Genomic DNA, 23,613 nt, shown 5'->3' with positions numbered 1-23,613 from the left:
CGGGGGGCCGCCTCCCGTCCCGGGGAGTGGTAGCCACCAGAGATGATGAGGAGCCAATTTGCCTCGTACCCCATCTTTTCGAGCGCGATGGTCTGCATCGCAGTGCTCATGTCCTCCGTGGGACGCAGGCCGGTGCGCAACCGCAGGCTTGCCTCGCCCGAGCCGGCCCACGCGCGCAACCTGGCGCTGCTTGGAGCCTGCGTCACGATTGCACTGATCGCCTGGGCGTGGAACTTCGAGCTTGAGGTGGCGGTGCTGGGACGCTCCGCGCTGGCGAGTTCCCCCGTGCAGCTTGCGCTCGTGGGCGCGGCGCTCCTCGTCTATGCGCTGGTATCCGCAAGCGTGGGCTTTCTCGCCGGGCAGCTTGGGGTGAGCGAGAACGCCGCCAACGCGCTTGCGAACATCCTGAGCATGGTGATGTCGTTTCTCGGCGGGGCGTGGACGGGGCTCTCGCTTCTGCCCGACGCGCTTCTCGCCGTGGCGCACTTCACGCCGGCATACTGGGTGACGCTGGTGGTGGAGGGCGCAGCAGGTCTAGGCGAGGTGACCGCCGAGGCCGTACTGCCGCTCGTGGGAGACCTGGGCGTTTGTGCGCTCTTTGGCGTGGCTGCCGTCCTGGTGGGGCTGGTACTGGGGCGCAGCCGCTCCCGCGCCCAGGTGGCGTAGCGGCCGCGGCGCTCGGATGCAGTTGCGGCGGGATTTAGTTGCCCGGCAACGGGATTCCATTGCCGGGCAACTAAATCCCGCCGCAACACATTCGTCGTTCGAACCTGTATCGACCTGCGCGCGTCACACAATCGAGCCCGAACGTGTGACAGCCGTGCCGTGCCGCACCGCCCTAGAACGTGACGTTGCCAAACTCCGAAAGCCGCAGGTCGGGGTTGTGCTCGATGGCCCAGTCGAGGTTCCAGTCGCTCGTGAACAGCAGCAGGCGGCCGCCGCGCATGTCCTCCACGCGGCAGGTCTCGCGCGTGAGCTTGAGCGTGCGCACGTCCAGCTCGTCGGGCGCGTTCTGAACCCAGCGGATGACCGAGTACGGCAGCGACGTCCTGCTCACCTCAACGTGGTACTCGCTCTTGAGGCGCTGCTCCAGCACCTCGAACTGCAGCACGCCCACGGCGCCCACGATAACGCTCTCGAGGCCCGTGCCCAGCTCATGGAAGATCTGGATTGCGCCCTCCTGCGCCAGCTCCTCCATGCCTTTCACGAACTGCTTGCGCTTGAGGGTGTCCACCTGCGTGATGCGGGCAAAGTGCTCGGGCGCGAAGGTGGGGATGGGCGGGTACTGCACGCGCATGCCCGGCGTGCAGATGGTGTCGCCAATGGAGAAGAGGCCGAGGTCGAAGAGGCCCACGATGTCACCGGCACAGGCCTCGTCCACGGTGGCGCGGTCGTCGGCCATCATCGCCGTACCAGTTGCAAGCTTGACGGTGCGGTCTCCCTGCACGTGGTAGGCGTCCATGCCGCGCTCGAACTTGCCCGAGCAGATGCGCACGAACGCGATGCGGTCGCGGTGCCTGCGGTCCATGTTGGCCTGGATCTTGAAGACGAAGCCCGAGAACTCGTCGCGCGAGGGCTCCACCGGCTCGCCGCTCAGGGTGTCGGTGTAGGAGAGCGGCAGCGGAGCCAGGCGCAGGAAGTCCTTGAGGAAGGGCTCCACACCAAAGTTGGTGAGGGCCGAGCCAAAGAACACCGGGGTCAGGTGCCCGTGGCGCACAGCGTCGAGGTCAAACTCGTTGTCCGCGCCATCGAGCAGCTCGATGTCATCCATCAGGTTCCTGTGGTTCTCCTCGCCAATGAGCTCGTCGAGCGCCGGGTCGCCCAGCTCGGCCTCGATCTCGCCCACCTTCTTGGTGGCGTTGGCGTGACCATCGCCCTCGAACGCGATGACGCGGCGAGCGTTGCGGTCGAAGACGCCCTTGAAGTTGCGACCAGAGCCAATGGGCCAGGTCATGGGGTAGGTGCCAATCCCCAGGACGTCCTCGATCTCCTCCATGAGGTCGAAGGGGTCGCGCGTGTCGTGGTCGAGCTTGTTCACGAAGGTGAAGATGGGGATGTGGCGCAGGGTGCAGACCTTGAAGAGCTTGATGGTCTGCGCCTCGACGCCCTTCGCGCCGTCGATGACCATGACGGCAGCGTCCGCCGCCATCAACGTGCGATAGGTGTCCTCAGAGAAGTCCTGGTGGCCGGGGGTATCGAGGATGTTCACGCAGGCGCCGTTATAGGTGAACTGCAGGACGGAGGAGGTCACGGAGATGCCGCGCTCCTTCTCGATGTCCATCCAGTCCGAGACCGCGTGACGCGCGCTAGCCTTGCCCTTGACCGAGCCGGCCGTCTGGATGCTGCCGGTGTAGAGCAGGAGCTTCTCGGTGAGCGTTGTCTTGCCGGCGTCCGGGTGCGAGATTATGGCGAAGGTGCGCCGCTAGGCCACCTGTTCCGCAATGCTAGGCATGTGCTTCCCATCTTGTTTCTATGCAACTGACCTCGCGTATTGTAGCTAACGCCTGGCCGGTCGCGCCGTATTGCACAAAATGCCGAGACGGCGAGGCAAGATAACGGAAGCGAATGCGCCGTGTGCCAAGTCCTGGCGACTCCGGACCGCCCAGTTGCACCCAGCGTGCCATACTGGGGCAAAGCCAAGGGAGGCACGCATGACGAGAAGCACGATGATCGCAGACACCACGCGCGAGGAGCGCATCCAGATTGTTGCCGAGGCGCTTGCCTGGGGCGATGACTGCGGTGACTGCTCGCTCGACGCTTGCGGAATCGACAGGTTCTACCAGCCCTACATCGACGGCGAGCTTGAGCTGGCAGAGCTCAACATGGCGCGCGCGAGCACGACCTACGTGCTTGGCGACGCGAATCGCGGTGAGCGCGGCACGAGCTGCGTCATGTAAGGCGGCGGCTGGCCTGCGAGAGGAGATGCCCATGCAATGGGTCGAGGACAGGCTGTGCGAGCTTGCCGATGCGGACGGCAAGTACCGCGAGTTCAACGCGCGTGTGGTGGCCACGGCCGATCCGGCGACCATGCTGGGCGTGCGGGTTCCCAGGCTGCGCCGGCTTGCGCGAGAGGTGTCCCGCTCGATTGACAGAGACGCGTTTCTCGCCGAGCTCCCCCACCGCTGGTACGAGGAGTACCTGGTCCACGCCTTCGTGCTTAACGAGACGCGCGAGGTGGGGTCGGCAACGCGCCTGTTGGATGCGCTTCTCCCCCACGTGGACAACTGGTGCGTGTGCGACGCGCTCAACCCGCGCGCGTTCCACGACGAGAAGGCGCTGGGCGGACGCCGGCAAGCGGTGCTTCTGCCTCTCGCCCAGCGTTGGATGGCCTCGGGCCATACCTACACGAGGCGCTTTGGCATCTCGGTCCTCATGCGCGACCTTCTGGGCGAGGGGTACGACCCCTCGCAGCTGCGCCTGGCCGTGGCCGCCGACAATGGCGAGTACTACGTGCGCATGATGATCGCCTGGTACCTGGCCGAGGCGCTTGTCCCCCATGAGGCAGACGCCTTGGCAGCGATTGCGTTGCCCGAGCTGGACCCGCAGCTTCGACGGATGGCCATCCGCAAGGGCATCGAGAGCCTGCGCGTCCCCGCGGAAACCAAGGACGCCCTGCGACGCCTGCGGGGGTAGGTGCGATACCGTAACCGAGGGGAGGGTCCGCCGCCAGAGAGAGGGCCTCGTTCGCGCCTGCTGCGAAAAAGCGCCTTTCGGCGAGAGACCGGCACCGAGCGCACAGAAGAGTGATACACATTCGCACCCCGAATCTGTATCGACCTGCGCGGGTCACACATTCGGGTATGAATCTGTATCGCCGGGGACCCGGGCTGGCGCCGGAAGGCGCCGGGGCGAGAAATAGCGCGGGCTCGCACCAGCGAGTCCGCGCAAGAGACCAAGCACACGCGAGCCCGTTGGTTCTCTACTCCTCCTCGGGAGTGTGGTTGATGACAGGGCTCTTGGTCTTGATGAAGTTGGGGATGAAGGCCACAACGAGCAGGATGGCGAGAATAACGTAGACGCCAGCAGGGCCGAAGGCGGCAGCGGTGCGGCCAAGGGTGATGCCAATCACGCCAAAGTCGAAGTCGCCGAAGGTGGTGTTCTGGAAGCCGAAGACGCTCAGAACGGGAAGCAGCAGGGCCGGCGCAAAGGTGATAAGCAGGCCGTTGACGAAGGCACCAAGCGCTGCACCCTTGCGGCCGCCGGTCGCGTTGCCAAAGATGCCGGCGGTTGCACCGCAGAAGAAGTGGGGAACCATACCGGGGATGATAAAGACGCCCATGGTAGCACCCACGATGAACATGCCAACCACGCCGCCGATGAAGGAGGCGACAAAGCCGAGTATGACGGCCGTGGGGGCATACGGGAAGAACACGGCGCAGTCGACGGCGGGAATGGCGCCGGGAATGAGCTTGTTCGAGATGCCCTGGAAGGCAGGCACGAGATCAGCGAGGATCATGCGGACGCCGTTGTAGACGATGGTGACTCCGACGGCAAAGGAGAGCGCACAGGTGAGGGCATAGACGATGAAGTTGTCGCCGCCAGCAAGCTCGTCGACCACGGCAGGATCGACAACCCAAGCGACGATACCGGTGAGCAGGTAGAAGAAGGCCATAGTCAGGCCGGTGGAGATGGTGGTGTCACGCAGGAAGGCAAGGCTCTCGGGAACCTCGATCTTCTCGGTGCTGTTCTCCTCGGCGTCCTTCTTGAAGATGCTGCCCACAGCAGCGGAGATGTAGTAAGCGAGCGAACCAAAGTGACCCATGGCGATCTCGTCGCCCTCGGTGACCTTCTCGGTGAAGTGCTGGCCCACGGCAGGAAGCATGGCGCTCACGAGGCCGAGGAACAGACCGCCCGTGATGACCAGGGGAACATCGGTGAAGCCGGAAGCCTGAAGCACGGCGGACAGCAGGCAAGCCATGAAGAGGCTGTGGTGGCCGGTGAGGAAGATGTACTTGAACTTGGTGAAGCGCGCCACCAGGATGTTGACCACATAGCCGAGAATCAGGATGACCATGGTCTGGACGCCAAGAACCGTCTGCGCCATGGAAACTATGACCTCGTTGTTGGGAACAACGCCCTGGATGTGGAAGCCGGTCTCGATAAACGTCCCCAGCGGGGCGAGGTTGGTCTGGATGAGACCAGCACCCGCAGAGAGCATGAGGTAGCCGAGGATGGGCTTCAGGGTGCCGGTCATGATCTTGTGGGCGGGACGCTTGAGTGCCACAAGGCCCACAAACGAGAACAGACCCATAATCCACGCCGGCTTGGTGAGGATAGACTCAAAGAACTTGAGTACAACGAGAAGTGCGTCCATATACATCTCCTTCGATAGCCACTATCCACGCTTGGCCAATCGGCCCAAGCGCAACGTTGCCTTCATTAGGCCTTTGCCGCCGCAGCCCTGATCGCCTCGAGGACGTCCTCGCGGATCTTCTTCTTGTTCACGTAGCTGCGAACGATCACGACGTTGCCGTGAAGCTCGGGTGCAAGCTCCTTGACCGTGATGAAGAGGTCCGGGTTCGAGGAGGAGGCGCCGTTCAGGTCCATGGACTCGACGTCGGCGATGATGCCCTCCTCGTCGCAAATCTCCTGCACCTTGCCGGCGAGCATCAGGCTCGAGCCGATGCCGTTGCCGCAAACCGTGATGATGTGCATGTTCCTTCCTTTCATTCTCAGCCCGCGTTCGCGCGGGCGCCGTTCCACGCGTCTGACGTTGGTACGGCCCCTTGAGGCCGTCCTTCTCAGCGGCCAGCCCTACTCGAAGAGCGAGTCCATCGTGGCGATGACGTCTTCCGGCGTCGCGCATGCCGCCAGCTTTGGGATGGCTTCCTCATCATCGAAGATCTTCGCCAGCTCGGCCAGACAGCCGAGGTGCTCGCGGGGGTTGGGGGCGCAGATGCCGATAAGCACGCTCACCGGGTCGTACTCGTCGTGGCCGAACCTCACGGGCTCGTCGAGCGTGAGGATGCAGATGCCCTCCTCCAAGACGTTGCCGTTGGACTGGGCGTGGGGCATTGCCACGCCCTCCTCAAGCACTACGTACGGCCCGAACTTCTCGATGGAGGAAACCATAGACTCGGTGTAGGTGTGGTCGCACTTCCCGGCGGCCTCCAGCAGGGCTCCCGTCTGGGTCACCGCGTCGCGCCAGTCCGTCGCGTGGACGTGGCAGCGAACCACCTCGGGGGTGAGCAGGTCCTTCAGCATCCCTACCACCTACGGCAGGATGTGGAAGCCCAGCGCCTGGGCGTCCTTGTTGAAGCCGCGGACGGTGTCGAGCGAGTACTCGAAGAGGTCCTTGCCCACGTTCTTGCGCTTGGCGAGGATGGAGTTCTGCACGGTGATAATCTGGCAGCCCACCGACTCCGCCTGGAAGACATTGAGAAGCTCGCGGGTGCTTGCCCAGAGGATCTCGCACTGGCGCTTGGGGGCGGCGAGCTTCACGGCGTCCGCAACCGCCGGCAGGGGGTCGACGCCGGTGTCGGCGATGCGACCCGCAAAGACGGAGATGATCGACGGCACGTCGGGCGACACGGCATCGATGAAGTCGGCGATCTGCTCGTTTGTGAAGAGTGTCGTCACGTTGATCTTGATGCCGTCGCGCGAGAGCTTGCGCACCAGGTCCTTGGTGGACTCGCCCTTGGTGTTGAGCGCGGGAATCTTCACGTAGACGTTCTCGGCCCACGTCGCGATCTCGCGCGCCTCGGTCTCCATGCCCTCGAAGTTATCGGCAAAGACCTCGAACGAGACGGGCAGGTCCTTGATCCGGGACAGGACCTCCTTCGCGAAGGCACGATAATCCGTGACGCCGCCCTGCCTCATGAGCGAGGGGTTGGTCGTGAATCCCTGGACGCTCCCCTCGCGGTACATGTCGAGCATGCCCTCGATGTCCGCGCCGTCTGCAAATACCTTGATGCCCATTCCTCCGCCCTCCACGAAAGGATTCATCCAGTTCAGATTTATGTTCATAAGTAAATTACTTATGTTCTGAACTTCATTCACAAGGACGTAGTGTACACACATGGAGACTGTATGGTCGATTTACCTTATGTGATTCCGCAAACGGCTGATTATCTCCCGCAAGCGGCCTATTGTTCACCACCTGACGAGATAAGCGTATTTCTTTCGAAATCGGAACTCTAAGATGAACGTAAGAGTGTTTTCCGCAAGCAAACGCACCGGTTTTCGAAAGGGATGGCAGCAGGTGTCCTCCGAGGAATCATCTCCCGCAGATCGACAGTCGTTCATTCTTGAGTGGCTTGACAGCAACCCCAGCATCGCGGTCTCTGACGTGCAGAAGGAATTTGGGGTGTCTGACGTCACGGTGCGCCATGACCTCGTCGCCCTCGAATCCGCCGGGAAGGTGCGGCGCGTTCGCGGTGGTGCGGTCTCTCTCGCACGCACCATGCTCATGAGCTACCCGGAGGAGCGCATCAACTTCAACGTCGCGGCCAAGGACCGCATCGCGCATGCGGCCGCGGGGCTTGTCGAGGATGGAGACGTTATCATCGCCGACATCGGAACCACCGCGTACCAATTCGTGCGTCACCTTGAGAGCAAGAAGGACATCACCATCATCACCGGAGACCTCTCGATCGCGCACTTTGCGAGCTTCAATCTTCCTGGTGCGGAGGTCATGCTCCTTGGGGGCAAGGTGCGCAAGGAGCACCTGTACCTCGCGGGTGCCATGACGCTCGACGCAATGTCGAAGCTCTATGCCGACAAGGCGTTTCTGAGCTGTGACGGGTTCCACCACGACCACGGGTTTACGGTCGAGCACGACTTCAGTACGACCATCAAGCGCGCCTACATCGCAAACTCCCGCCAGAGCGTAATGATGATCGACTCGAGCAAGCTCGGGCGAACCAGCTTCTATCGCTTCTCGACCATGGATGGCTTCGACTGCGTCATCACGGACGCCGACCCCGACGGCTACCTCGCCGAGTCCATCGAGCACACCAAGCATGCCCCACGGCTGCTGATTGCCAGCTCATGAGCAGGGGCGGCCGCCTGTAGGAATAGGCGCGCCCCCCGGCGAGATTCCGACGCCGGGGGCCTCCTTTGGACGTGGCTGCCGCGATGACGCACGCTCCGGCGTCGCGGCCCCTACCCCTTCGCGGGGATAATCTCGACCCACTGGCCCTCGGGGTCGACAATGAAGTAGAGCCCCATCGCGTGGTTCTCGAAGACGATGCATCCCATCTCCTCGTGCAGGCGATGGAAGGCGTCGTAGTCGTCTACCTCGAAGGCAATGTGGGTGTCGTCACCGCCGTTGGCGTACGGCTCGGTGCGCCCGCGGTTCCAGGTGAGCTCCAGCTGGAACGGCGACGCGTCGTTCTCCATGAACGTGTTGGTCCACGAGCCGTCGGCCGGACCGGACTCCCTCACCACGTGAAACCCCAGCGCCTTCTCGTAGAATGCGATGGTCTTCGCCTTGTCCAGCACATGCGTGCAGCGATGGACAAACTTTGCCTTCATAGTTGCCTCCTTCGAAAAACGCGGACGCGAGCGCCGGCCCACGTCCGCCCACGTATTGCGCACTGGGTTCAGGATACCAGCGGCGAGCACCGCCACGCACGCCTATCGGTTGGCGAGCCTCTTTGAACGACGTGCCGGAGTGCCGCGCTAGCCGCTAGCCCTGGCCCGCACCATGGGCCTGGTGCCTCTGCGGCCTGGCGACGTCGATGCTCCCCTCGCCGGGAGACCAGTACCCCAGCTTGACCCCACGTTGGTAGACGGCGACCGCCTTGGCAAAGTAGCCGTGCGCGTTGAGGTGGGTCCAGTCGGACCGCAGCTGCTTCGAGATGCATCCCAGGCGTGCGTCCGCCACGTCCTCCTCGGTGGGCGTGAGGCCCGAGATCTCGAGACCGTGTCTGATGAGAAAGACGCGCATGTTGATGAAGTGGTCGCCAAAGGCCTCGCGGAGCGCGGCCTCCCAGTTGGTCTCGCGTGGGGCGTAGTCCTCCGTGAAGGGGACCTGGCTCGTGTCTCCCACCGAGGTGCCCGGGTCGTCGGTGTCGCCCAGAATGAGATAGTCCTCGCAGCCAGAGCGCTCGATCATCGCGCGGTACTGGTCGATAAGGACCTGGTAATCGTCACCCCAGTCTCCGTTGCTGCCGATCTCGAGCACGAGGATGTCACCCGTGTGCTCCTCGCCCTCCTCGATGACCTCGGGGTCGATGCGGCGGATGGCCTGCTCGCCTTGGCCATCCGCCGCATCGCTGTCCTCGCCTTCGTCGTCGGCTACGTCCCCGTCTTCGGCCTCGGCGTCCGAGGTGGCATCGGCTTCGTCGCCATCATCGGCAATCTCGATCTCGGTCCACGGCAGGCCTCCCTGCATGGCGGCAATTTCCTCAGAGGCCGCACCGGCCACGCCAAAGTTATAGGTATCAAGGCCAGTAAGCTGGGAAAGCACCTGGGGATACGGCTGCGCGCTGGTGTCGTACGGCTCCCCGTCCGCAAGCGAGACGAGCGCGCCCCCGTCCGCGTCCGCGCCAACGCCCTGGGTCATGCTGTCACCCCAGCAGACGACCTCGCGCGTGTCATCACCGCCGCTACCAGGGTAGAAGCGCCAGGCGATTTCATCCTCGTACGAGTCCGCCTGCTGGACGCCCTCTTCGCCCGCCTGCGCCTGGGAGTCTCCGCTCACGAAGGGCTGGCCGCAACCGCCAAGCGGCGCAGCGAGTACGGCAACCGCCACAATTACGCCAAGCCTCCTCGCAGCACACCCCCAGGCCCGCTCCGCCTCGGTCGGCGTCATCCCCTCCGACAGCATCTTCCTCAGGAGGAACCTCTTCTCGTCGTCCGTGCACATGCGACCTCCGTCCCGGCCGCCCCACCGGCGGTCCAACTTTTTGCCGCAGTTCCGACATGTTACGCGAAGTAGCCGAGAGAGACATCCGCCCCCTTGGCAATCCCCTATTCCTCCGAAACAGCCTGTGCCTCAGCCCGCCGGCACACCTCCGCCCCCACGCTCTCGAGCGAGACTGCGGCAAGCTGGTCCTCCAGGGCGCGCTGCGCGTCTTCGAGGTGCCCGTCGAGGGCGGCATGGATGTTGCCGCCCACGGGGCACTGCGGGCAGGGGTTCTCGTGGAAGTGGAAGAGCGAGTCCGCGTCGCTCTGGTCGACCGCACGCCACAGGTCGAGCAGCGATATCTCTGCAAGCGGCCGGGCAAGCGCGATGCCGGATTTCCCCCTGCTGGACGAGATGATGCCCGCCTGCTTGAGCATCCCCATGATCGTGCGGACCATAACGGGGCTGGTGCCAATGCTGCCCGCAAGGAACGTGCTGGTCACAGGCATCGTTTGCCCAAAGTAGTCAATCGCGCACACCATGTGGGCAGCCATGGTGAGCCTACTGGTTATCTGCATGGTCTTCCCTCGAGACGTCCATCGCAAAGGTCGACGCCCGCACGGCGTGCGTGAGCGGCCGGGGCGCCTATTCCCCCACGACCGGGCGCCTATTCCGTCACGACAATCTTACCAAAGCAGCATGACCCCTCGAGAAAGCGGTGCGCATCCGCCATCTGGTCGAGCGCGAACACCCTCTCGGGACCCACGTCCACGGCGTTCCCCTCGACGAACGAGACCAGCCCCGCAAGCCTCTCGCCCCGAACGTCACCGGAATAGAAGCTTGTGAGGAAGCCGTCCGGCGGAAGGTCGGTTATGGGGTCGAAGCCGTCCATGTACCATTTGCCCCCGAGCTGTCCGGTGCTGCACACGATGCCGCCCTCGCGCACGTGGGCGCACGTGTCCTTGAGCGTGGCCGGGCCAACAAGCTCAAGGGCGCGGTCGAAGGGACGGCCCTCCACCCTCAGCCTCCCGTCTGGGTCGAGCACCGCCTCGTCGAATCCGCCCTGGACGAGAAGCGCCTCCCGAGCCTTGCTGCGCGTGCTTCCCACGAGGCGCACGCCCGGCACCGCCGCCCGGACGAGGCGCTCGAACGCCATGCCAACGCCACTTGTGGCGCCCCGGACGAGGACCCTCTGCCCGGCGGCGAGCCTCATGTTGAGCATCGAGCCGTACGCCGTGTAACAGGTCTCGGGAATGGCGGCGAGGACCTCCCACGGAAGGTTCGACTCGACGGGGTATATCTGCTCGTTGGGCAGGAGCACGTAGTCCGCATAGCTGCCGTCGAAGTCGCGCCCCATCTCGCCCATGATGGAGATGGCCCTCTGTCCGACCAGCAGGCGCGAGGGATCGGTCGTGGATGCGACCTCCCCCACGCACTCGATTCCCAGGACCCGCGGGAACCTCACCGAGGGGGAGAGCCCCTCTCGCGTGAAGACCTCGGAGTGGTTGAGGCCGCGTGCCCGAACGCGCAGGAGAGAGGAGAGACCAACCCTTGCGCACCTTCGGCACGGGTCTGTGCTCCACGTGCAGCACCTCCGGCCCGCCGGGCTCCCGAACCACAACGGCGCGCATGTCATCTGGCAAGGTCACCATCACCACGTCCCTTCGCGTTCACGGTCCGCCTCGCGAGCGCCGCCTCGGCGCGCGCCACCCCACTGTGCCCGCACGCGCACAGGCGATCGTCATCCAGGCCGCAGGCACGGCGCTGGCTCGAGACCAGACGTGCCACGAAGTCGTTCGCCGGCCGCGCGAGGATCTCCTGGGACATACCATACTGCTGGATCTTGCCCGCATCCATTACCAGCACCCTCGTGCCCAGGCGAAGCGCCTCGCCAATGTCGTGCGTCACGAAGAGCACGGTGATGCCACACTCGCGGTGGATGCGGGCGATCTCTGCCTGCAGCTGGCCGCGGGTGATCTCGTCCACGGCGCCGAAGGGCTCGTCCATGAGCAGGATGTCCGGGGACGCCGCAAGGGCGCGCGCGATGCCCACGCGCTGCTGCTGGCCACCGGAGAGCTCGGCCGGGTAGCGCTCGAGCAGGTCGTCTGGCAGGCCCACGATGCCCATCCATTTGCTCACCGCCTGCTCGGTGCGGCGGCGGTCGCCCTTGTTGAGCAGGTTGGGCACGTACGAGACGTTCTCCTCCACGGTCATGTGCGGAAAGAGGACGCTGCCCTGGATGGCGTAGCCAATGTTGCGGCGAAGCTCGAGGGGATCGACGTCGCGCACGTTCGTGCCGTTTACCAGCATGTCACCGGAGGTGGGCTCGATGAGACGGTTCACCATCTTGAGCGCCGTGGTCTTGCCGCAGCCGGAAGAGCCAACGATGGTGAGGAACTCCCCGCGGCGCACGCCCAGGCAGAAGTCCGAAAGCACGACCTTCTCGCCATAGGCCTTCCCGACATGCCGATACTCGATCGCGATGTCTGCAGATTCGCTCATTTGAGCAGCCCCCCTTCGCGCAGGTACTCCGCAGCCACGTCCTCGGGGTCCTTGCCCTGTTCCTCGACCTCGTAGTTCATCTGCGCCATGTCGCCCTCGGTGATGGTCCCGTCCAGCTTCTCCAGCACGCCGCGCAGCTCGGGATGCTCGTCGAGGACCTGGGTGCGCACCACGTTCCCGCACTCGTAGGACGGGAAGAAGCGCCTGTCGTCCTCGAGGACCGTCGCGTCTGCCTGGCTGAGCTTGCCGTCGGTGGTAAAGATCACGAGCGCGTCAACGCTGCCCTGCTCAAGCGTGTCGTACTTGAGGCCAATGTCCAGCTGCATGGTGCTTCCAAACCGCATGTCGTACGCTTGGCACAGCGCGTCGTAGCCATCCGCGCGCTCGAAGAAGTCCGCCTCGGCGCCCAGGCGCAGTTGGCCCGCGACCTTGGCGAGGTCGGAGTAGGTCCTGAGGCCGTACTTCTCGGCGACGTCGCTCCTCACGGCAATGCCGTAGGTGTTGCCAAAGCCGTACATCCCCACCCAGGAGAGGCCCTTCTCGGCATAGCCTGCCTGCAGCTGGTCAAACTGGTCCTCGGTGTAGGCGCCCTCGTTCTTGAGGACCATCGCCCAACCGGTCCCGGTGTACTCGGGGTACAGGTCGAAGTCGCCGGACTCCATGGCGGGCTCGATGTTGGAGGTGCCGCCGCCAACGCCCTGCGTGATGTCGACCTTGAGGTTGGTGTCCTGCTCGATGAGGTCCTTGAGCATGTCGCCCATGACGTACTGCTCGGTCATGGGCTTGGTGGCCACGCGGATGGTCGCGGCCGGGGCGGCGAGGAGGCCGGGCACCACGGCGCACGCCACGGCAACGCCGCAGGCAACGAGCCCGCTCACGGCGAGCCGACGGTTGGTCTTCTTGGCGGCGCGGGTGCGCATCCCCATGCGCCGCTCGACAAAGCCGAGGACGAAGTCGACCACGAGGGCAAGCACGGCGATGAGGAGGCTCCCCGCCATGGTCATGGCGGCATTGTTGGTGGTGATGCCGCGGTAGATCGCCACGCCCAGCCCGCCCGCGCCGATGAAGGAGGCGATGCCGGCGAGCGCGATGGTCATGACCACCATGTTGCGTATGCCGCTCATGACGACCGGCATCGCCAGCGGGAGCCTCACGCGAAAGAGCGTCTGCAGCCGGGTGCCGCCCATGCCGTTGGCAGCCTCGGGATGGCAGGGTCGACGTTGGTCATGCCCGTGTGCGTGGCGCGCACCATGGGGAGCAGCGCATAGATGGTGAGGGCAATGATCGCGGTGGCGTCACCCACCCCGCTGAAGGGGATGAGAAAGCCGAGCATGCTAATAGAGGGGATGGTGTAGAGGAAGTTCACGGCGGCGAGCGTCGGCTTGGCGGCGCGCTGGTACTCGCTGATGAGCACGCCCGCGATACCGCCAACCACGATGGCAATGACAATCGAGACGAACGAGATCTGCAGGTGCTCGAGGAGCAGCCCCGCGAAGAAGTCCCGCCGCGTGGCGAGAAGGTCCCAGATCTGGGCGAGCATGGGCTACCTCCTCCCGATGCACTGCTGCGGGCAGCTGCGCGCGCACTTGCCGCAGCCGATGCAGGCATCGGCGATGCGGAAGCCCCGCGCGTGCGTGGCGGCACCGCCCAGAGAGAACGCCTGGCGGAAGACGGGCGAGGCGCCAAGGTCGAAGAGCTCCACGCAGCCCGATTCTGGGGGGCGGCGCCCCTCGTCAACCGTCGCGAACGATACGTCCCTGATCCACCGGAGGGTGTTCAGGCGGTCCTGCGCGTCCATGGCGCCTCCCTGGTCGCCGTGCGTTACGTGTAATATATTCAATTACACGTTTCGCGTCAACGCCAATATGACACGTCTGGTGCCATCGAAGGTGTGACCGGCGACGCCAGGCAGCGGCGGCAATCGCATGCGAGACGGTCCCTTCGGCGATGATCTTTTGCCGGGGGGACCAATTCGAAGGGATTCTCGCGAGACGTGGGCCTGTGGCGGCTTTGCCTGCGAGACTCGCGACATACGCTACGGTTCCCGCCGCCAAGCACACTACCAGGACAGAAGCTCACAGCCGTCCTCGGTGACCACCAGCTGGACCTCCCACTGCGCGGAGTCCGAGCCGTCGGCAGTCCGCACGATCCAGCCGTTCTCCTTGTCGGTCGTGATGTCGGGCGCACCAGCGTTGACCATGGGCTCGATGGTGAAGCACATGCCCGGCACCAGGATGGGACCAGTGCCTTTCTCGGAGACAAAGCTCACGAAAGGGTCCTCGTGGAACTCGCGGCCAATGCCGTGGCCGCCGTACTCCTCTACCACAGTGAAGCCGGCCTCGCGGCACAGCTCATTCACCGCCGCGCCGACGTCGCCCAGGTGGCCCTAGGGGCGCACGGCGGCAAGCCCCGCCTCGACGGACTTCCTGCACGTCTCGACCAGGCGCCGGCGCTCGTCAGAGACCTCGCCTATGCAGTACATGCGGCTGGAGTCCGAGAAGTACCCGCCCTTGATGGTGGACATGTCGACGTTGATGATGTCGCCATCCTTAAGGACGTCCTTCTCGTTGGGAAAGCCGTGGCAGATGACGTCGTTGATCGAGGTGCACACGCTGTAGGGGTAACCCTCGAAGTTGAGGTCGGCCGAGACCGCATCGTGCGCGGAGAGGTACTCTTCGACCCAGCGGTTGATGTCCATGGCCGAGACGCCTGCGGCGATGTGCTCGCCAACGTAGTCGAGAACCCCCATGTTGACGGCAGCCGAGGCCTTGATGCCCTCGATGTCCGCGGCGGTCTTGAGGAGCGAGCGGGTCAGCACATCCTCGCCGTCGAGGTACAGGCGCTCCATGCGCTCGTCCGCCGGGCCGTGGCACTTCTTGTACTTGCGACCGCTCCCGCACCAGCAGGGGTCATTGCGCCCGGGAACGGGCAGCTTGTCAAACATCGTTTCTCCCATCGGGTCGAACTTGCCCAGCGTTCCAACGATACCCTCGCGGGGCGTCTGCTGGGCCCGTGTTTGCGAGTTAGCCTAATCTAATCACAGGTGACGTCCCAGGACCTTGTGCACAGGCGTCCGGCCGCACCCTCCTGCACAAAAATCGACATTGACGGTACGTTTTCGGGGGTCCCGCCTAGTATCACCCCACAGATGCCATTTCGCTACCTGCGGCTCCACAAAAAGTTAGGGTCTTCGTACTCGGTGATTCGCTGTAAACGTACCGGCAATGTCGATTTTTGTGCAGGCCGCTCTCCCCATGGTCGACTTTTCGCGTTTCCCAACGGCACCACACCCCCACAAACGGCATCAGCACGGAGAAAAGAAGGTTGGTAAATGCCCCATGTTCCTCCTAAGATATAAACCTCACTTTAGATTTATGACTAGGAGGCCACGCATGTACACCATCGGCCAGGTATCGCAGATGTTCGGCCTGCCCGTGTCCACGCTGCGCTACTACGACAAGGTGGGGCTTCTCCCCGGGCTTGCGCGCACGTCGGGCACTCGACGCTTCGACGAGGACCAGCTGGAAGCGCTGCGCGTGATCGAGTGCCTCAAGCACTCCGGGCTGGAGATTCGCGACATCAAGAAGTTCATGGACTGGTGCCAGGAGGGCCCAAGCACCTACGCTAACCGGCTGGAGCTCTTTCGCAAGCAGAGACACAAGGTGGACGAGAAGATCGCCGAGCTGGAGCGCACGCGCGCGATGCTCAGCTGGAAATGCTGGCACTATGGCAAGGCCTGCGAGCGGGGCAACGAGGACTTTGCAGCCAACCTGCCCGAAGGACTTCCCGAGGACGCCCGTCGCTTGTGGGATGCGTCGCACGGGGATGCGGACGAGAAGGCCTAGCCACGGGAGGCACTGCTCGGGCCTGATGCAACCATGGTTCCGCGAAATCTCGCCAGTTAGGAAAAAGCCGAACGGTTAAGGGCGGCTAAACGACCGATATTCGCGGAGCCGTTATCGCACCGCGTGATTTCGCCGTTTAAGCAGGGTTAACCGACCAAAAGCTGCGTATAGAGAAGGATCCGTAGCGCTGAATCCACGCCGCAGCCGATGGCGAGGGTGTCGGCCGACGCCGGCGCCCCAGGACCCCTCGTGTACTACGTCGTTCAGGCAACGTGCACGCTTCGAGGGGAAACGCGGGCGCCACGGCATCGCGGTCCCCCGCGTGGTAACCTGCCATAGCGTTATTACCAGCGAGAAGCTGCGGCGCTTTAAAGCCCTGCGCTTCCACACAGGAGGAACCATGGAACTCACCGGCCGTCAGATTCGCCAGCTTCGCAGCATGGCCAACCGACTCGAGGCGACCATCGGCGTTGGCAAGGCCGGCATCACGGACGCCGTCGTGCGCCAGACCGACTCCGCGCTCGAGGCAAACGAGCTCGTCAAGTGCTCGGTCCAGGGCACCTCGGGCATGGACACCCACGAGGCTGCAATCGCGCTCGCCCGCCCCACGCACGCCGAGGTCGTCCAGGTAATCGGCCACAAGTTCGTGCTCTACCGCACGTCTCAGCGCGAGGACATCGAGCACATCCAGCTGGTATAGGGCCCGGTCTCGCGCTCTTGGGGCCGCTCCCAACGAGAAATACGACAAAACGCGACGACCTTCCGTCGCATATGCGACAAATATTGCGTCGAATATGCGACGGATGTATCATCGTTACATCGCGTCTTATCTCATCTCGTGGAGGCACGCCATGGCAATCCCCATGAACATCGAAGAGCTTGTCAATGGATCCGTTGTCGAATCGACGCGCATCGAGTTCAAGGCAAGCTTCAATCCCGAGCCAATCATCCATACGATATGCGCCTTCGCCAATGACATCGATAACATTGGCGGCGGCTACATTATCGTTGGCATCGAGGAGCACGACTCGGTGCCGCAACTTCCACCTTTGGGGGTTGAGCGAAGCCAGGTCGACGGCATCCTCAAGAAGCTTCAGGGGTTTTGCCATTGCATTGAGCCCCTGTACGAACCCATCGTAGAGCCGATGCTGCTCCAAGAGCGCTACGTAATTGTCATCTGGTGCCCGGGCGGATATGGACGTCCCTACAAGGCAGCTCGCAATGTATATAAGAACACTGCCGACAAGCGCTATTACATCCGGAAAATGGCAAGCACCGCTGTGGCTTCCGCAGAGGAGGAGCGTGAGCTGTTCTACGCTTCTTCAGACATTCCATTTGATGACCGACCCAATCTGACCGCACGTGTAGATGACCTGAGCCTCGCGCTCATGCGTGACTACCTGCGCGAGGTGGGAAGTGCTCTCTATGCGCAGTCGGATACGTCTGATGTCAATGATTTGGCCACTGACCTGCAGCTGATTGCCGGCCCACCCGAGGACTTGCGCCCACGCAACGTAGGCCTCCTCATGTTCTGCGACCACGTGGAACGCTTCTTTCGCTATGCGCGCATAGAGGTGGTGGATCTTCCCGATCCCACGGGCGAAGGGATGACGGAGCAGGTGTTTACCGGACCCATCCAACGCCAGTTGCGCGACGCCCTTCTCTACCTCAAGAACTACGAGATTCGGTCCCGCACGGTCAAAGACCCCAGCGTCGCCGAAGCAACTACGGTCTTCAATTACCCATACGCCGCAGTTGAGGAGGTACTCTCCAACGCCGTTTACCATCGCTCCTACCAAATACCGGAGCCAATTGTGGTGAGAGTGACCCCGGACGCCATGGAAATCACCAGCTATCCAGGCTTTGATCGAAGCGTCTCAGATTCCGACATAGCCGCTCACCACATTCGCGCGCGCATCTATCGCAACCGTCGCATAGGGGACTTCCTCAAAGAGCTGCACCTCACAGAAGGACGAAACACCGGATTCCCAACCGCCTTTGCAGCGCTCAAGCACAACAGCTCCCCTACGCTGCGGTTTGATATGGACGAGAACCGCGGATACCTCAGTGTCACGATTCCCGTACATCCCGACTTCCTGCCGGGCGAACGCTTGCGCGACAAGACCGAGCAGCTAGCGCGGCAGATACTGGAAGTTCTCCCCGATAAGCCCGTGCTTCTCTCTGAACTTGCAAGGCTTCTTGGGTACAAAAGCGTGTCCAGGCGGCTTCGCGTGACGGTAAACGCGATGGCAGACGAGGGGAAGCTTAAGCGCGTTCAAGATGGTGCCAGAGTTCGCTTTGGCCGTCCGTAGCTCACGCGCAGCAGGCCCCACACCGAGGCAGCAAGAAAAAACGGCGGGGCCGCCTCCCAGAAACGGGTGGCAGCCCCGCCGACTGCTGTGACTCACGCGCCGCTACATCGTGTACGCGGCCACGACCTCGCCGTAGTAGGCAACGTGCATGTCGCAGTTGGAATCGCAGTACGTGCTAGGGACGTCCTGCGGATAGAAACGGCCAAGAATGTCCGCAGGAAGGGCGTTGCGGTCTTGGAGCTGGCGGCGCGCCACGCGGCACTCAAGGGTGATCGCGGTCTCGACGATGGCAGGCACCGACACCACCTGCGACTCCACCGTATGCAGCCCCAGCTCGGCAATCTTGTCGACGTCACGCCCCGAGATGCTGCCCGCACGAGCCAGAATCTTGCGGTCAAAGCCCTCCCCCGGCACGCCAATGGTGAACTCGCCCGCCTCGTCCAGCAGCACGCGAGTGAAGCGGCCCTCTCGCACAAAGGACACGAACACCGGACGCGCCCACTCCACGCCCAGCACGCCCCACGAGATGGTCATGGTGTTGACCTTCCCGTTTGCCGCACTGGTGAGCAGCACGCCCCTGTTGACAGCAGGCAAGACCTCGCCCGCATGCTCCAGCACGTCAATCTTCTCGCCCATGTAATCACTCCACTTCGGTTGGCTCCGCACGCCGAGACGCACAATGCGGGTCGGAACTTCAGGGGTCCTACCCCAGGAGTCCCCACAGGCAACGGAAAATGATAACTGCCGGCGCCGGAGAGACTATCATCCGCAGCAAGTACGTACAATAGCGCCCTTTCGGCGCCGTTTTCTCGCCAGAAGGGCCATTCTCGCAGCTATGACGCCCGCGCCTACTTGCTCACAACCGAGACGCGCTCGCGAGCGTGCTCGCCGGGCTCAACTCGGCGCACACGGCACAGGAACCTGTGGAGAGTTTATCCGTCTCCCAGGACGCGCTCCCCCTCCAGGCAGGCAGTCATGGTAGGGTCACCTAGAAACGATTCGCGTTGCAGGTGCCTTTGGAAACGCACACCATCCCGGTGATAACGAACAACACTGCACAAACACCGGGAGGTAACACATGCCGCAAAGCCGCGCCCAGGAAGTCGTCTTCACCCTCATGATGGTGTTGGCCATGGTGTACGCAATGATCTGCTACAACATTACGCTTGAGGTCGGCGGCCTCTCCAACCTCGTCTTTTTCGAAGCCCTGCCCGAGCTTGCGTTCATGGGGCCGGTCGCGTTTCTCCTCGATCTCTTCCTTGTCTCTCCCCTTGCGGGCCGTCGCGCGGCAAGGCTGTCAGGGCCCAACCCCAGGACGCCCTTTGCCATGGTCGCCGCGATCTCTGCCCTGAGCGTCCAGCTCATGTGCCCGCTCATGAGCCTCGTCGCCACGCTGGTCATCAAGCGCCCCGCAGGCGTCGACATCATCGCAACCTGGATCCAGACCGCCATTCTCAACCTGCCCATGGCGTTCTTCTGGCAGTTCTTTGTCGCAGGACCGGTCGTGCGCGGGGTCTTTGGCGCGGTGCTCGGCAAGCTCAAGGGCACCTCCACTTCAAGCGTCACCTCGAGATAGCGGCGCGAGCGCCCGGTCGTTGCCGCACGGCGGCCCACCTGCGCCCGCCTGCGATACTTGCCGGGGCCACCAGGCAACCCCGAAAGACAGCCGTATGGAGAACAGCGGCCCCGGCGCGCACATGAAAAGACGCCGCCGGCGAGAAACCGGCGGCGTCGGATGCGAACGATCTTGCGCGCTTGCTACCGCTCGCCCTCGATCTGGGAGATCTTCTCGATGCGACGCACGTGGCGCTCGTCGCCGCTAAAGGGCGTGTCGAGGAACGTGTCCACGATCTTGAGCGCGAGGCCCGGGCCGGTCACGCGCGCACCCATCGTGAGGACGTTGGCGTCATTGTGCTGGCGCGTCGCCTCGGCCGAGAAGCAATCGCCGCACAGCGCCGCACGGATGCCCTTGAACTTGTTGGCAACGATGGAAACGCCTATGCCCGTGCCGCAGATGATGATGCCGCGCTCGCACTCGCCACTCTGCACCGCACGCGCGACCCTGGAGGCGTAGTCGGGGTAGTCGACAGAATCGGTGCTGTAGGTACCGAGGTCCTTGTACCCAAGGCCGCACTTGTCCAGGTGCGCCTTGACCTCCTGGAGGAGCTCGAACCCGCCGTGGTCACAGCCCAAAGCAATCATTTCTCATCCTTCCCTCGTTGTTGGGGCAGCCGACGGAAGACGCCGGCCAGGCGACACCCCATAGTACGACTGGAGGCCAGGGGGCGCTGCTCCAAACGCATGCCGCCACGGTAATGCCCCAGTTGCCCGCCGTGCGAGAATCCGCGGCACGGCGTTACTCTCAAATACTGTCTTGACATAAAGTCAGGTTTATATTTTACAACTACAGGGGAGAGAAGCGTCCATCCGTACGCGCAGCCCACAGGGAGAGGAGCATCATGCTCGGCAACTTCACCTACCACAACCCGGTCCGCGTCCACTTTGGGCCGGATTCGCTCGACCAGCTTGCGGGCGAGCTCGCGGGGTACGGCCCCAACGTGATGCTTGCCTACGGAGGCGGTTCCATCAAGCGATCCGGCCTCTACGACAGGATCGTCGGCATCCTCTCGGCCGCAGGAAAGAACGTCTTCGAGGACGCGGGCGTCATGAGCAACCCCACCGTCGAGAAGCTGGACGAAGGCCGCAAGATAGCGCGCGAGAACAACGTCGACCTCATCCTCGCGGTAGGCGGCGGCTCGGTCATCGACTACGCGAAGGCCGTCTCCGTGAGCGCATGGTACGACGGCGACGCATGGGAGAAGTTCTTCCTCAAGATGGAGGGCCCCGATGGCAGGGTCATCCCCGTGGGTGACGTGCTCACCATGAGCGGCACCGGCTCCGAGACCAACGGCGGCTCCGTGATCACCAACCACGAGCAGGGCCTCAAGATCGGCCACGTCTTTGGCAGCGACGTAATGCCCAAGTTCGCCATCGTGAACCCCAAGCTCACCTTCACGGTTCCCGACTACCAGATGCGCGCCGGCATCTACGACGCCTTCAACCACATCTGCGAGCAGTACTTCTCCGGCTCCGACGACAGCACCTCCGACTACATCGCCGAGGGTCTCATGCGCAGTCTCGTCCACGCGAGCCGCATCGCCGTGAAGGACCCCACCAACTACGAGGCGCGCTCCAACATCAGCTGGGTGTGCACCTGGGCGCTCAACACGGCCATCGCCTGCGGCAAGGCGACCGACTGGGAGGTCCACATGATTGGCCAGGCCGTGGGCGCCCTCACCGACGCCACCCACGGCATGACGCTCTCCGCCGTGAGCCTCCCCTACTACCGCCTGGTCATGCCCTATGGCGTGGAGAAGTTCGCCCGCTTCGCGCGCGTGGTGTGGGAAGTCCCTGCCGAGGGCAGGACCACGGAGGAGCTGGCGGCCGCCGGTCTCGACGCCATGAGCGCGTGGATGGACGAAATCGGCGTGGTAAAGCACCTGAGCGAGCTCGGCTTCACCGAGGACATGATCGACGGCGCCGTCAGGGGGACGTTCATCCTCACCGGCGGCTACCACCCCCTGAGCACAGACGAGGTCGCACGGATCCTCCGCGAGAGCCTGTAGCGCAACCTCACGAAGGAGATGATCCACAGTGCACATGGAGGGCGCACCGATGTCGATGCGCCCTCCGCCGCCTTCCCCCTGGCACGCCAGCCCTCCCGACCGTCAGCTCACGCCCTCCCGTGGCGAGCAATCGCAACGGGAGGGCAGGTCCTTGAGTCTATGGTCGCGTGGACCACTTCAGCCGCTCGTACGCCTGGGCGTCCACGGGCTCCAGCCACTCGGCACTGGCACCCTCGGCGGGCACGGCCAGCGCTATGTGCTGGAACCACGAGTCGGCGGCGGCACCATGCCAGTGCTTGACCTCGGGCTGGATGCCCACCACGTCGCCGGATCTCAGCTCCTGCGCGGGCTTGCCCCACTCCTGGTACCAGCCGCGACCGGCAATGCAGATGAGCACCTGGCCGCCCTTGTGGTGGATATGCCAGTTGTTCCGGCAGCCCGGCTCAAAGGTGACGTTAGCGGCACCCAGCTGCGAATCGCCCAGCGGGGCCAGCCAGCTGTTGCCCACGAAGTACTGGGCGTAGGCGTCGTTGGGCTCGCCCTTTGGGAAGTCCCTGGAGAGACCGGACGGGTCGGCTATGCGCTCGTCCTTCTCGCCCACAGGCTCTTCTTCGTCCGCCCAGACCTCCTGGGCCAGGTTGAAGGCAGCCCAGCCCTTGGGCCAGCCGCTGTACATGGTTGCATGCGTGATAATGGCGGCCGCCTCGGCACGCGTGACGCCGTTCCTACGTGCGTTCTCCAGGTGGTAGCGCAGCGAGCTATCGGCGATGCCCTGCGAGATCAGGGCCACGATGGTGACGATGCACTTGGTCTTGGTGGAGATAGCCTCCTGGTCCCACACCTCGCCAAAGAGCACGTCATCGTTGAGGTGCGCGAACAAGGGGGCGAACTCGCCCAGCGCGTTCCTGCCTGCCGTCTGCTTCATGCCCCCGGGAAGCGACTCCATTGCTCCCGGCGGGGCAGCTCGCATGCGCGACGGGACGGACGTGCCCAGGCCGACCGTTCGCCACGCCCGGGCAATTCCGAAAAATTTAGGCTCATCGTCACTTCTGGTGGCTAGCACACTCCGACGCCAGCTGGGCCGAGAAGTCCAGGCGTCCCAGCCTGAGGAAGGCCATGGCCTCCGGGTGGGCCAGGCTCCCGAAGCCCCCCGGGGCCCTCCTGACGGACTGGGTGGCCGAGCCGGGCCCCTCCGGGACCGCGTTCGTCGCGTCGCGGGGGAACCAGTCGAGAACGCCCTCCCTCTCCTCGCGCACGGTCCTCGCGACCGCCTTCGTCCTCGGGACGTCCGGGCGCATGATCCAGCTGGTGGCCCGACCCGGCCCCCTGGAGGCCGGCCCCCCGCCCGGGCAGTCGCAGACGCCCCTCGTCGCCTCGGCCATGGCCATGGGCAGGACCTGGGCCTCGAGGGGGGCCGCGGAGCGCGCGTCGGGGCGCACCTCCCAGGGCACCCTGACCGTCCTGGCGCCGCGCTCGGGGCGGCCGGCCCCGGGGACGGCGCGGCGCACGACCGTCTCGCGCCGCCAGGTGCCGGGGCG

The 23,613-nt window shown here is 64.0% G+C and carries 25 protein-coding genes and 2 pseudogenes; 9 read left to right on the top strand and 18 right to left on the bottom strand.

The features are described from left to right. The first annotated feature begins 42 nt into the window (after positions 1-42). On the top strand, positions 43-666 hold the full coding sequence (locus Q5923_RS09420) for an ABC transporter permease (protein ID WP_009278746.1): 624 nt from the start codon (positions 43-45) through the stop codon (positions 664-666). 172 nt (positions 667-838) lie between these two features. On the opposite strand, the pseudogene Q5923_RS09415 reads toward Q5923_RS09420, so the two are convergent. Further along, a pseudogene (locus Q5923_RS09415) lies at positions 839-2,452 on the bottom strand (peptide chain release factor 3). A 199-nt stretch (positions 2,453-2,651) separates the two neighbouring features. On the opposite strand from Q5923_RS09415, the gene Q5923_RS09410 reads away from it, so the two are divergent. Beyond that, the gene (locus tag Q5923_RS09410; RefSeq protein WP_009278744.1) at positions 2,652-2,897 is read left to right on the top strand and encodes a hypothetical protein; all 246 of its coding nucleotides are present in this window, start codon (positions 2,652-2,654) and stop codon (positions 2,895-2,897) included. A 31-nt stretch (positions 2,898-2,928) separates the two neighbouring features. Then, complete coding sequence (locus Q5923_RS09405) at positions 2,929-3,633, top strand: DNA alkylation repair protein (protein ID WP_009278743.1); 705 nt, start codon at positions 2,929-2,931, stop codon at positions 3,631-3,633. 286 nt (positions 3,634-3,919) lie between these two features. Here Q5923_RS09405 and Q5923_RS09400 read toward each other — a convergent pair whose 3' ends face one another. The 4 genes from Q5923_RS09400 to Q5923_RS09385 all read right to left on the bottom strand — a co-directional run bounded on the left by Q5923_RS09400 (position 3,920) and on the right by Q5923_RS09385 (position 6,918). Beyond that, the gene (locus Q5923_RS09400; RefSeq protein ID WP_009278742.1) at positions 3,920-5,314 is read right to left on the bottom strand and encodes a PTS ascorbate transporter subunit IIC; all 1,395 of its coding nucleotides are present in this window, start codon (positions 5,312-5,314) and stop codon (positions 3,920-3,922) included. Positions 5,315-5,379: 65 nt separating this feature from the next. Further along, positions 5,380-5,655: a PTS sugar transporter subunit IIB gene (locus tag Q5923_RS09395; RefSeq protein WP_009278741.1), complete on the bottom strand. Its 276-nt coding sequence runs from the start codon at positions 5,653-5,655 to the stop codon at positions 5,380-5,382. A gap of 99 nt (positions 5,656-5,754) precedes the next feature. Beyond that, on the bottom strand, positions 5,755-6,204 hold the full coding sequence (locus Q5923_RS09390; RefSeq protein WP_009278740.1) for a PTS sugar transporter subunit IIA: 450 nt from the start codon (positions 6,202-6,204) through the stop codon (positions 5,755-5,757). Between the two features lie 9 nt (positions 6,205-6,213). Next, the gene (locus Q5923_RS09385) at positions 6,214-6,918 is read right to left on the bottom strand and encodes a transaldolase (RefSeq protein ID WP_009278739.1); all 705 of its coding nucleotides are present in this window, start codon (positions 6,916-6,918) and stop codon (positions 6,214-6,216) included. A 283-nt stretch (positions 6,919-7,201) separates the two neighbouring features. Here Q5923_RS09385 and Q5923_RS09380 point away from each other — a divergent pair, with 283 nt between their 5' ends. Then, positions 7,202-7,993 carry a DeoR/GlpR family DNA-binding transcription regulator gene (locus Q5923_RS09380; RefSeq protein ID WP_040656735.1) on the top strand — a complete coding sequence of 264 codons (792 nt, stop codon included), beginning with the start codon at positions 7,202-7,204 and terminating at the stop codon, positions 7,991-7,993. A gap of 110 nt (positions 7,994-8,103) precedes the next feature. On the opposite strand, the gene Q5923_RS09375 is transcribed toward Q5923_RS09380, so the two are convergent. From Q5923_RS09375 to map, 9 genes and pseudogenes are all read right to left on the bottom strand, one after another. Next, on the bottom strand, positions 8,104-8,475 hold the full coding sequence (locus tag Q5923_RS09375; RefSeq protein ID WP_009278737.1) for a VOC family protein: 372 nt from the start codon (positions 8,473-8,475) through the stop codon (positions 8,104-8,106). Positions 8,476-8,629: 154 nt separating this feature from the next. Next, on the bottom strand, positions 8,630-9,811 hold the full coding sequence (locus Q5923_RS09370; RefSeq protein ID WP_009278736.1) for a hypothetical protein: 1,182 nt from the start codon (positions 9,809-9,811) through the stop codon (positions 8,630-8,632). A gap of 104 nt (positions 9,812-9,915) precedes the next feature. Beyond that, positions 9,916-10,368, bottom strand: a complete 453-nt coding sequence (locus tag Q5923_RS09365) for an Rrf2 family transcriptional regulator (protein WP_009278735.1) — start codon at positions 10,366-10,368, stop codon at positions 9,916-9,918. Between the two features lie 89 nt (positions 10,369-10,457). Further along, a complete protein-coding gene (locus Q5923_RS09360; RefSeq protein WP_009278734.1) occupies positions 10,458-11,426 on the bottom strand; it encodes a zinc-binding dehydrogenase in 969 nt (322 codons plus the stop codon). Continuing rightward, positions 11,423-12,292, bottom strand: a complete 870-nt coding sequence (locus tag Q5923_RS09355; protein ID WP_009278733.1) for an ABC transporter ATP-binding protein — start codon at positions 12,290-12,292, stop codon at positions 11,423-11,425. The genes Q5923_RS09360 and Q5923_RS09355 overlap by 4 nt, the downstream gene beginning before the upstream one ends. Next, a complete protein-coding gene (locus Q5923_RS09350) occupies positions 12,289-13,479 on the bottom strand; it encodes a glycine betaine ABC transporter substrate-binding protein (protein ID WP_009278732.1) in 1,191 nt (396 codons plus the stop codon). The genes Q5923_RS09355 and Q5923_RS09350 overlap by 4 nt, the downstream gene beginning before the upstream one ends. Then, entirely contained in the window at positions 13,443-13,832 is a 390-nt protein-coding gene (locus tag Q5923_RS09345) for an ABC transporter permease (RefSeq protein WP_009278731.1), read from the bottom strand. The genes Q5923_RS09350 and Q5923_RS09345 overlap by 37 nt, the downstream gene beginning before the upstream one ends. A gap of 3 nt (positions 13,833-13,835) precedes the next feature. Further along, positions 13,836-14,090: a 4Fe-4S binding protein gene (locus Q5923_RS09340; protein WP_009278730.1), complete on the bottom strand. Its 255-nt coding sequence runs from the start codon at positions 14,088-14,090 to the stop codon at positions 13,836-13,838. Between the two features lie 261 nt (positions 14,091-14,351). Then, positions 14,352-15,236: pseudogene (gene map / locus Q5923_RS09335) on the bottom strand (type I methionyl aminopeptidase). A gap of 448 nt (positions 15,237-15,684) precedes the next feature. On the opposite strand from map, the gene Q5923_RS09330 reads away from it, so the two are divergent. From Q5923_RS09330 to Q5923_RS09320, 3 genes are all read left to right on the top strand, one after another. Next, positions 15,685-16,137 carry a MerR family transcriptional regulator gene (locus Q5923_RS09330; protein WP_303133638.1) on the top strand — a complete coding sequence of 151 codons (453 nt, stop codon included), beginning with the start codon at positions 15,685-15,687 and terminating at the stop codon, positions 16,135-16,137. Between the two features lie 400 nt (positions 16,138-16,537). Continuing rightward, positions 16,538-16,837, top strand: coding sequence for a YhbY family RNA-binding protein (locus tag Q5923_RS09325; protein WP_009278726.1), 300 nt, complete (start codon positions 16,538-16,540; stop codon positions 16,835-16,837). 151 nt (positions 16,838-16,988) lie between these two features. After that, positions 16,989-18,449 carry an RNA-binding domain-containing protein gene (locus Q5923_RS09320; RefSeq protein ID WP_009278725.1) on the top strand — a complete coding sequence of 487 codons (1,461 nt, stop codon included), beginning with the start codon at positions 16,989-16,991 and terminating at the stop codon, positions 18,447-18,449. Between the two features lie 102 nt (positions 18,450-18,551). Here Q5923_RS09320 and Q5923_RS09315 read toward each other — a convergent pair whose 3' ends face one another. Continuing rightward, positions 18,552-19,085, bottom strand: coding sequence for a flavin reductase family protein (locus Q5923_RS09315; RefSeq protein WP_009278724.1), 534 nt, complete (start codon positions 19,083-19,085; stop codon positions 18,552-18,554). A 442-nt stretch (positions 19,086-19,527) separates the two neighbouring features. Between Q5923_RS09315 and Q5923_RS09310 the strand changes: the two genes are divergently transcribed. After that, entirely contained in the window at positions 19,528-20,025 is a 498-nt protein-coding gene (locus Q5923_RS09310) for a hypothetical protein (RefSeq protein WP_009278723.1), read from the top strand. A gap of 182 nt (positions 20,026-20,207) precedes the next feature. On the opposite strand, the gene rpiB is transcribed toward Q5923_RS09310, so the two are convergent. Beyond that, complete coding sequence (gene rpiB / locus Q5923_RS09305; RefSeq protein WP_009278722.1) at positions 20,208-20,651, bottom strand: ribose 5-phosphate isomerase B; 444 nt, start codon at positions 20,649-20,651, stop codon at positions 20,208-20,210. Between the two features lie 257 nt (positions 20,652-20,908). Between rpiB and Q5923_RS09300 the strand changes: the two genes are divergently transcribed. Then, on the top strand, positions 20,909-22,075 hold the full coding sequence (locus Q5923_RS09300; protein WP_303133635.1) for an iron-containing alcohol dehydrogenase: 1,167 nt from the start codon (positions 20,909-20,911) through the stop codon (positions 22,073-22,075). Between the two features lie 157 nt (positions 22,076-22,232). Here the strand turns inward: Q5923_RS09300 and Q5923_RS09295 are convergent, their stop codons facing one another. Both Q5923_RS09295 and Q5923_RS09290 read right to left on the bottom strand, forming a co-directional pair. Then, a complete protein-coding gene (locus tag Q5923_RS09295) occupies positions 22,233-23,000 on the bottom strand; it encodes a carboxymuconolactone decarboxylase family protein (protein ID WP_009278720.1) in 768 nt (255 codons plus the stop codon). A 118-nt stretch (positions 23,001-23,118) separates the two neighbouring features. Continuing rightward, on the bottom strand, positions 23,119-23,613 hold a 495-nt coding region (locus tag Q5923_RS09290; protein WP_303133633.1), incomplete at its 5' end, for a transposase.

Origin of the sequence: uncultured Olsenella sp. (genome assembly GCF_959602185.1) — a bacterium.
Lineage (GTDB): Bacteria > Actinomycetota > Coriobacteriia > Coriobacteriales > Atopobiaceae > Olsenella_I > Olsenella_I phocaeensis.
Note: the sequence above shows the minus strand (reverse complement) of the source record. Positions and strands in the feature narration are given on the sequence as shown.